Source organism: Pectobacterium brasiliense, assembly GCF_013449685.1.
Taxonomy (GTDB): Bacteria; Pseudomonadota; Gammaproteobacteria; order Enterobacterales; family Enterobacteriaceae; genus Pectobacterium; species Pectobacterium brasiliense_A.
This window is the reverse complement of record NZ_JACDSF010000013.1, coordinates 212,732-220,737: the sequence shown is the minus strand read 5'-3', so window position 1 is coordinate 220,737 and position 8,006 is coordinate 212,732. Positions and strand designations below refer to the sequence as shown.

The following is an 8,006-nucleotide window of genomic DNA, read 5'->3' as shown; positions in this document are numbered from 1 at the left end:
GTTCTACTAATTGGAGGCATTACCCAGCTTCTATCTCATCATCTGTAACCCCAGCCTCCTTTAACGCTGATTTAATAGCATCCATATTACGATCAAGCGCTGCTCGTAGATCCTGTGAATCTTTTTCTATAACATGCGGTTGATTTCACCAACCATATGTTTGGCTAATTTTTTGATGAACTTATTTTGGAAAAATCAATACCGCAACATTTTTACTTAACGTCTTTATCTGAGATTCTTTTAAGTGAGGATATTTCCTTCTTAAGAAAATTTCTACCGCAGCAGTAGAAGGCATGTGATCCCACTCTGTCAGGGTAGTTGTCACCCCATCGAAAATACGAATGACAAGATGGGAACAAATCGTGAAACGAATTTCACCAGAACGTAAATCGGCTGCACTGGCCAAATTATTACCACCCTACAACATGGCCGTCACCGCAGTTGCGCAGAGGGAAGGGATATCGGAAGCTACTCTCTATTACTGGCGTAACAAGGCGAAAGCAGAGGGAATACCGATGCCGGGTGCAGACAAAACTACAGACCCATGGTCAGCCGAAGCCCGGCTGGCTGTGATTATCGAAACCGCCACACTCAGCGAAACAGAACTCGCGCAATACTGCCGTAAAAAAGGGCTTTACCCGGAACAGATTAGGCAGTGGAAACAAGGCTTTTTGCAGGTGTCTTCGTCCAATGACAACGCGGCGCTCAAACAGAGCCAGAAAGAAGTTAAGCAACTAAAACGCGAACGGGTTCGTAAGGAAAAGGCGCTGGCGGAGGCGGCAGCGATACTGGTGCTGCGAAAGCAGTTGCGGGATTTTTACGGGGAAACCGACGAGGACGACTGACGCCCGGAACAGCGCGGCGGGCACTTATCGGTTACGTGCGGGACGCGATGGCGTCAGGGGCCCGGCTGCCAATAGCGCTGACGGAAGCCGGATTAAGTGAACGGACGTGGCGACGCTGGCAAACGTCGTGGGAGGACAGGCGTGTCAGCGCGGTCAGGCCCTCCCCGGTGAACCAGTTAAGTGAGCAAGAAGAGCAACAGATATTGGCAGTATGCCATCAGCCAGACTACGCCAGTCTCCCTCCGTCACAAATCGTACCGGCGTTGGCGGATAAGGGGATTTATCTGGCAAGCGAGTCAACCTTTTACCGGGTACTGCGTCGTCATGGAGAGGCGCATCGCCGGGGACGGCAACGGACAGCGCAGAAAGTCACCCCGGCAACGAGTTGGCAGGCCAGCGGGCCGAATGCGGTGTGGACATGGGACATTACCTGGGTTCCGTCAACCGTAAAGGGACGCTGGTTTTACCTGTATCTGGTGGAAGACCTCTACAGCCGAAAAATCGTGGGATATGAAGTGTATGAAACTGAAAGTGGTGAGCAGGCGGCAGCGCTGATACAACGCACGGTTCTTCGGGAAGGATGCTGGCAAAACCCGCCGGTACTGCATGCGGACAACGGCGCGGCGATGAAATCACAGACGTTGCAACTGAAGCTACACGAGCTGGCAATAACGCCCTATCACAGCCGGCCGAGGGTGAGTAACGATAATGCGTATGTGGAGTCGCTGTTCCGGACGCTGAAATATGTGCCGACGTGGCCATCATCGGGGTTCGGCAAGTTGGATGATGTGCGTGAATGGGTAGAGGGTTTTGCCCAGTGGTATAACGAAACGCATAGACATAGCGGCATCAGGTATGTGACGCCGGGTCAGCGACATCGTGGAGAAGACGGTGTGCTGTTGAAAAAACGGGATGAGGTGTACCAAAATGCAAAAGCACAACGGCCAGAACGCTGGTCGGGAAGGACACGAAACTGGCATCAGGTAGGCAAGGTAATGCTGAATCCAGAGCGGGAAAAACAGGCAGCCTAAATTAACCGGGGGTGCCAACTATCTTGACACTTACCGTATTTTTAACAAGAAAGGAGTGGAAATAAAAATCATTTATTTCCAACAATGAACACCAATATATTTAGCCTGCAAAATAATGCAGGGTATTTATATGTTAAAAATTACTAACAATCCTAATTCGTTAGAATTTTTACTCACCGACCACATCATAACGCTGGCTTACCGCATCAAAACGGTATTCCAGCAGAATATCGCCTCCTCCGTGGGAATAGCAGTTCAGCATGATGCTGCGATTATCTCCGCCATTTTCAATATTCATATAAACCGGAGTCATGAAAAAGCCAAACTGACATTGTTGAAAATCAGGCTGGAGAAGTTGATCGACATTGCCGCTCTTCTTGTTAATCGCCTTGATACCCTCAACAACCATGCCGGTATCACTGTTTTGATACACGCCGACAAAACTGTGAGTCGCCGTTTGCCCCCAGAAGGGAATATCGACCTGCCCTTCGACTTTGGCAGGCTGTTCGCTATCGTCAAAGAATGCCACGCGCCGTAGGCTAACATCATAACGCGCCTTTCCATTTGACCATTCACCGTGGAGATCTTCCCCCACCGCAGTCAATTTAAACGGGCAGTGCGTCATATCGATGCCGGACTTAACGCCCTGAACGATATATTTATCATAGTCTTGCGGGGTGTGAATTTCGCAGATTTCAAGCGACGTTTCCGAGAACCTTCCATACAGAGGGACCGGCGCTCTGTATTTATCGTAAAAGTAGCTCCCAAGCAGATTCTTATCCTGGTCAATACTGTATTTCTGCAATGAAAAATGCACCGGATAAGGCCCAATGTGGCCTTCGTAATTACTCACGACATACCAGCCGGCTTGCACTCCCCATGCTGTCGTCCATAGTCCACAGGCTATTAAGGTTGATACTGCTGCTCTCATACACTCACCTTGTCTACCCGTCATATTTCAAGCCAGATGTGCGTTAGTTTTTCTGCAACTCACGTTGTGTTTTTAGCGTGTCAATCATGAAGCCAAATCGTTCAAAAACGGCTTAGCGTATCAGACTAATCATGGTGGCAGCAGGGACAGATTTCCACCTCTGACACCGTCATGGCTGTTGTGCCTTCGCAATCCCATTCGACACGTACGGCCTGCGCTTCTCGCCCTGAGTGGTGTAAATACTTCTCGACTGGGCTTTCCGTCATCCCCGTAATCACCTCGGTGGCGATGAGTTCATCACCAACAAAAACGCGGGCAGTTGCCTGTGAGGCTTCGCGCATTTCACCGGATTGCCGATACAAATAGTTAACCGTCAGTTTAATACTGGGCATAGCACTTCTTTATAGGGGAAAAAACAGGGAAAACAGTGTATCGCGTTCCTCCGTACTTGTAAGCACATACGTGTGCAAAGGACATCACTGACTCACGCTAATACCATGATAGTTTTATATTTTTAAAAAACGGAGAGATTTGGTCACATAAATTCGCACGATTGGTAATCAAAAAATTAAGTCTTATGCATTTTGGATATTAATGAAGCAAAAAAAATAGCCGATACCTTTCACGATAAAGTGTTTTTTAATGCAATTGTATTTTGCATAAAGAGTGTTTGGCATAAATACTGTTTTACATTAACCGTGTTCTCACTGAACCATTTCGTTAACGTCATATTGTTGAATAGTAGGAAGTTATTCCCAGCAGGTTGATCCGTCTTCCCAGGAAGATAATTATTCTGCTTGTGTTGGTGACCTCAATTTCAACGATTGCGGTATTAACGCCTGTGGTTTTAACACACTGAAGTAACTCACTGGTAAAACCATTACCAGCATTAAATAGATATAAAAAGGAGTTATACTGTGGTGATTCCAGATATTCAACTCGTGAGTGCAACTACCCCAGCAACCATGCCTCTGATTGGCGCGGCGGCTAACCCGACTGTCGTTGCCGCTATCAGCCCAAGCAATAAAACCGACACATCAACAAACTCCGACTCTCAAAATATGCCGGGCTCGAACGAGAGCACCAAAGTCACGCTGTCTTCTCACAAGAAGCGCGCCGCTGAAGAGAAAGATGCACCTCCGCCTGAAAAGATTAAGGCACAACAGAAAGCCACTACCGAATACTCGCTGGCGATGACGGGTATTCCTTTGTACAACGGCAAGCTCATTTCCGTGGTTAAGTACCCAGATGGTAATTCTGAAATGTTCGATGCCTTTACTGGGCAGCGCATCACACAAGAAGACCTAGCACTCATGGGCGCACTTCATAGTTCCGGTGGCGAACAGGTATTACATTTTGAGAGCAAAACGTCATATAGCAATTTGTCTGCCGCCGAGGTTTATCAGCAGATTCAGGAAATGCTGCATGGTTCAGGCGATCAGGAAGAGCTGGCTTAATAAAAAATAGATGCCAAGACAACACTATTCATTGCCCTGGCATTAAAGAAAAATATAACGTTATCTTAATAATGTAATATGACGACTTGATGTAAACGGGCCGATTAACGAGTATCAATGAGCTTCTCTGAAAACTCAGCTAATCTTGTCAGACCATATTCCCAGGGACCAAACCCCGCTTCTGCATTAATATGCCCCGCCTCACCGACATCAACCAGTTCACTGTCCCACGCATGCGCCCAGTATTGGGCGCGAGTGAAACTCATCAGCGGATCGTTATGACTGGCAAATGTCAGCGTTGGAACCGGCAGCGGTGCAGCCTGAATGCGATCGTCAATCTCAAAACGCATCGGCTCAGCAGGTGCCACCAGCATCACACCAGCGATCCCTTCCTGACCCTGCTGCACCACATGACAGGAAGCCAGCGCGCCAAAGCTGTGGCCGATTAGAATCACGGGCTGAGTACAGACGCTAAGCTCACGGCGGATCGCCAACACCCAGCGATCCAGATTGGCCTGATACCATTCCCGCTGGCGTATACGGTGCCAATGAGGGAAACGCCCTTCCCAATGGCTTTGCCAGTGTTCGTCATCGCTGTCCCGCAATCCCGGCACCAGCACCATCGTTAGCTTCTGGCTCACTTCCGTTAGCCGCTGCTCGATTTCTCTTGTCTGCATCCGCCCTTAACACTCCTGTCAGCTACCCATGCCCCTTCAGTCTGGTATATCAGCCACCGATTACTTTAACAACCTGGCCTTGCAGCTTTTTCCTTTGATTTTGCCTTTCTGGAGCTGCTGCAACGCGCGCTTAGCGCTAGCTTTACGGATAGCGACATAAGCATGCATCGGAAACATATCAATTTTCCCCACTTCCGCTGCCGTTAATCCTGCATCACCGGTTAACGCCCCGAGGATATCGCCGGGACGGATTTTGGCTTTTCTGCCACCATCAATGCACAGCGTCATCATCTCTGGTTCGAGCGCAACTTCGCCACTGCGACTAATTTCATCCGCCGATGTCCATTTAATGCGCATACCGAGATAGTCTTCAATCAGGTTAGCGCGGTTCATTTCCTGTGGTGTACACAGGCTGACAGCCAGACCTTTCGTACCCGCGCGGCCCGTTCTGCCAATGCGGTGCACGTGGACTTCAGGGTCGAAAGCCAGCTCAAAATTCACCACCAGCTCCAGCTCTTTAATATCAAGGCCGCGAGCGGCAACGTCGGTTGCCACTAGCACACGGCAACTGCGGTTAGCAAAACGCACCAGAACCTGATCGCGATCGCGCTGTTCCAGATCGCCATGCAGCGCGGATACGCTAATCCCGCGCATGTCCAGCGCATCAAATACGCTCTGGCAGTCACGCTTGGTGTTACAGAACACCACGCAGGACGCAGGCTCATAATGGCCCAAAATGGCAATCAATAACGGCAGGCGCTGATCTTTCGTCGTCTCATAGAAACGTTGTTCAATAGCTGGCTCTTCAACACCATCTGCAACCTCAAAACGTTGCGGCTGACGCTGAACGCGCGCACTGATCTGTTCGATCTCTTCTGGGTACGTAGCGGAAAATAACAGGGTTTGGCGATCGGACGGCGTATAGGAAATCACATCATCAATGGCGTCAGTGAAGCCCATATCCAGCATGCGATCCGCTTCATCCAGCACCAGCACTTTCAGGCTATCCAAAGACAGCGACTGCTTACGCAAATGGTCCTGAATACGTCCCGGCGTTCCGACAACAATATGCGGAGCGTGAACCAGCGAATCGAGCTGTTGCCCCATAGGCTGACCCCCGCACAGTGTCAGAATCTTAATATTTTGCGCAAAACGAGCCAGACGGCGCAGCTCTTTGCTGACCTGATCGGCCAGCTCACGCGTCGGGCACAGCACCAGCGCCTGCGTGGTAAAATCGCTCACGACAATACGATCCAGCAGCCCAATACCGAATGCCGCCGTTTTACCGCTACCGGTTTTCGCCTTGGCCCGCACGTCTGCGCCGCTCAGAACGGCTGGCAGCGTCGCCGCCTGAACGGGCGTCATGTCGGTATAGCCCAGTTCATTAAGATTGGATAACTGCTCTGCGGGCAGCGCGAGGGAAGAAAAAGAGGTTGTACTCACAGTGATTACTCTACCAAGGACGAGATAACGAAAGGTGACGCCGCGCTAAAAAGCGGCGCAGATATGCCGCAATCATAGCAGAGTTCGCCATCGTTGACCGATTTACCTCCCATTCTGCAACGAAAACCGCGAGGCAAATCCTTTATTCACCAGGAAGCCTTGTCCTTCCGGTGATAAAAGATAGTTCGCCAGCAGCCGCGCCTCACGTCGGGCAGGCTTCATGACAGCCAGCATGTACTCGGCATCAATACGATAGGGATCGGGTAACTGAACTACATGCAGATCCGGTTGATTGAGCAATAACGGCAGATAGCTCGCATAGCCAATGTGCATATCGCTCTTCCCAGTCCGAATCAGGTAACTTCCCGCCGTCATGCCAGCCGGAATGGCATGATCAAGCGCTCCGCCCACCAGCGGTTTCGCTTTGTCGCGCAACTGATTTCCCCAGCCTCGATGCAGACGTTCGATGCGGTCAAAGAGCTCAAACGCATAATCCCCACCAGGATCGCTACCAGGCGTCGAAGTTGACAGCACAAAACGTGGGTCAAGGAGCGCCATCAGCCAGGATTGCGTGGTGAGTTCCGGCACGTTACGCATCACAATACAAAGGTGGTTGCGCGTAAATACGGTGGTTTCTTCCGCCAGCCCCAGCGCTTTCAAGCGTAAAGGGTGCGCGCAGTTTGCCGAGGCGAAAATATCCACCGCGTCACCGTGCATCATTTTTTCACTCAGCAGCCCAGCCGGACCAAAAGTCGGTATCACGTCCACCGCATAACGTTCACTGAACGTCGCCAACAGCGGAGCAAATGCAAGGCGCAGGCTGCCCGCAGCATACAGGCGAAGGGGATCGGTCATAGTGGCTCCGTCATGGTCAATATCGGTATCAGCGCATAATAGGGTTGTGCCACGGTTTCCACGCACACCTGCCGCATCGGAATACCATACAGCTGCGACAGATTATCCTCCGTCAAAACCTCATTACAGCGGCCATAAAGAGAGTGTTGATGATCCATCAGCAGCAGCGCCCGATCGGCAATGGCCAGTGCATGCGAGGGATCGTGCGTAGTGAGCAGGATGCTCAAGCGCTGCGTTTTAGCCAGATGCGTCAATAACCGCAGCACCTGCGCCTGATTTTGCACATCAAGCGCCGCCGTCGGCTCGTCCAGAATCAGCGTCTGACACTCCGAGGCTAACGCACGCGCGATTAAGACGAGCTGCCGCTGCCCGCCGGACAACGTGCTAAATTCACACTCGGCAAGGGATGCGATTCCCAGCATCCCCAGCACATTCTGAGCTACGGTGATGTCATGCGCAGAAGGCATGGCAAACAGCCGAACACGTGCCGCACGCCCCATCAGTACCATATCCAGAACGCTATAAGAAAACGGCGGTGTGAATATCTGCGGCACAAAACCAATGTGTCCATCGCGCTGGATCGTCCCGGAAAGCGGCGATAAATGCCCCATCAGCGTATTCAGCAGCGTCGTTTTCCCTCTGCCATTCGCCCCCAGAATCGCCGTAATTTCCCCTTCCTGACAGCGCAAATTCAGCGGTGAAAAAAAACCCTTTCCCCGCTGGTAGCCATATACCAGTTCTTCCGTCGATAGCCTGATGGTCGGCAT

General features: G+C 50.9%; 8 protein-coding genes. 2 read left to right on the top strand and 6 right to left on the bottom strand.

The features are described 5' to 3' along the window. Window positions 1–362 precede the first annotated feature (362 nt). Window positions 363–1,876, top strand: a protein-coding gene (locus H0248_RS06385; protein ID WP_374705259.1) for an IS3 family transposase whose coding sequence is annotated in 2 segments (ribosomal slippage) — window positions 363–813 and window positions 813–1,876 — 1,515 coding nt in all. Because the reading frame shifts where the segments join, the coding sequence is not laid out codon by codon here. 169 nt (window positions 1,877–2,045) lie between these two features. On the opposite strand, the gene H0248_RS06380 is transcribed toward H0248_RS06385, so the two are convergent. Both H0248_RS06380 and H0248_RS06375 read right to left on the bottom strand, forming a co-directional pair. Continuing rightward, window positions 2,046–2,807 carry a hypothetical protein gene (locus H0248_RS06380; RefSeq protein ID WP_180785188.1) on the bottom strand — a complete coding sequence of 254 codons (762 nt, stop codon included), beginning with the start codon at window positions 2,805–2,807 and terminating at the stop codon, window positions 2,046–2,048. Between the two features lie 125 nt (window positions 2,808–2,932). Next, window positions 2,933–3,199, bottom strand: a complete 267-nt coding sequence (locus tag H0248_RS06375) for a hypothetical protein (protein WP_180785187.1) — start codon at window positions 3,197–3,199, stop codon at window positions 2,933–2,935. Window positions 3,200–3,724: 525 nt separating this feature from the next. Here H0248_RS06375 and H0248_RS06370 point away from each other — a divergent pair. Then, complete coding sequence (locus tag H0248_RS06370; RefSeq protein WP_180785186.1) at window positions 3,725–4,264, top strand: hypothetical protein; 540 nt, start codon at window positions 3,725–3,727, stop codon at window positions 4,262–4,264. Between the two features lie 104 nt (window positions 4,265–4,368). On the opposite strand, the gene H0248_RS06365 is transcribed toward H0248_RS06370, so the two are convergent. The 4 genes from H0248_RS06365 to H0248_RS06350 form a co-directional block, all read right to left on the bottom strand. Next, entirely contained in the window at window positions 4,369–4,941 is a 573-nt protein-coding gene (locus H0248_RS06365; RefSeq protein ID WP_180785185.1) for an alpha/beta hydrolase, read from the bottom strand. A gap of 60 nt (window positions 4,942–5,001) precedes the next feature. Beyond that, window positions 5,002–6,384 (bottom strand): ATP-dependent RNA helicase DbpA, encoded by a 1,383-nt coding sequence (gene dbpA, locus H0248_RS06360; protein ID WP_180785184.1) that lies wholly within the window; start codon window positions 6,382–6,384, stop codon window positions 5,002–5,004. 102 nt (window positions 6,385–6,486) lie between these two features. Beyond that, window positions 6,487–7,239, bottom strand: coding sequence for a molybdate ABC transporter substrate-binding protein (locus H0248_RS06355; RefSeq protein ID WP_180785183.1), 753 nt, complete (start codon window positions 7,237–7,239; stop codon window positions 6,487–6,489). Next, window positions 7,236–8,006, bottom strand: coding sequence for an ABC transporter ATP-binding protein (locus H0248_RS06350; RefSeq protein WP_180785182.1), 771 nt, complete (start codon window positions 8,004–8,006; stop codon window positions 7,236–7,238). Before H0248_RS06350 ends, H0248_RS06355 begins: the two co-directional genes overlap by 4 nt.

Bases quoted from the DNA above. Each gene is read 5' to 3' on its own strand.
- H0248_RS06380 (WP_180785188.1), bottom strand. From the start codon at position 2,807: ATGAGAGCAGCAGTATCAACCTTAATAGCCTGTGGACTATGGACGACA.
- H0248_RS06375 (WP_180785187.1), bottom strand. From the start codon at position 3,199: ATGCCCAGTATTAAACTGACGGTTAACTATTTGTATCGGCAATCCGGT.
- H0248_RS06365 (WP_180785185.1), bottom strand. From the start codon at position 4,941: ATGCAGACAAGAGAAATCGAGCAGCGGCTAACGGAAGTGAGCCAGAAG.
- H0248_RS06355 (WP_180785183.1), bottom strand. From the start codon at position 7,239: ATGACCGATCCCCTTCGCCTGTATGCTGCGGGCAGCCTGCGCCTTGCA.
- H0248_RS06350 (WP_180785182.1), bottom strand. From the start codon at position 8,006: ATGCCGACCATCAGGCTATCGACGGAAGAACTGGTATATGGCTACCAG.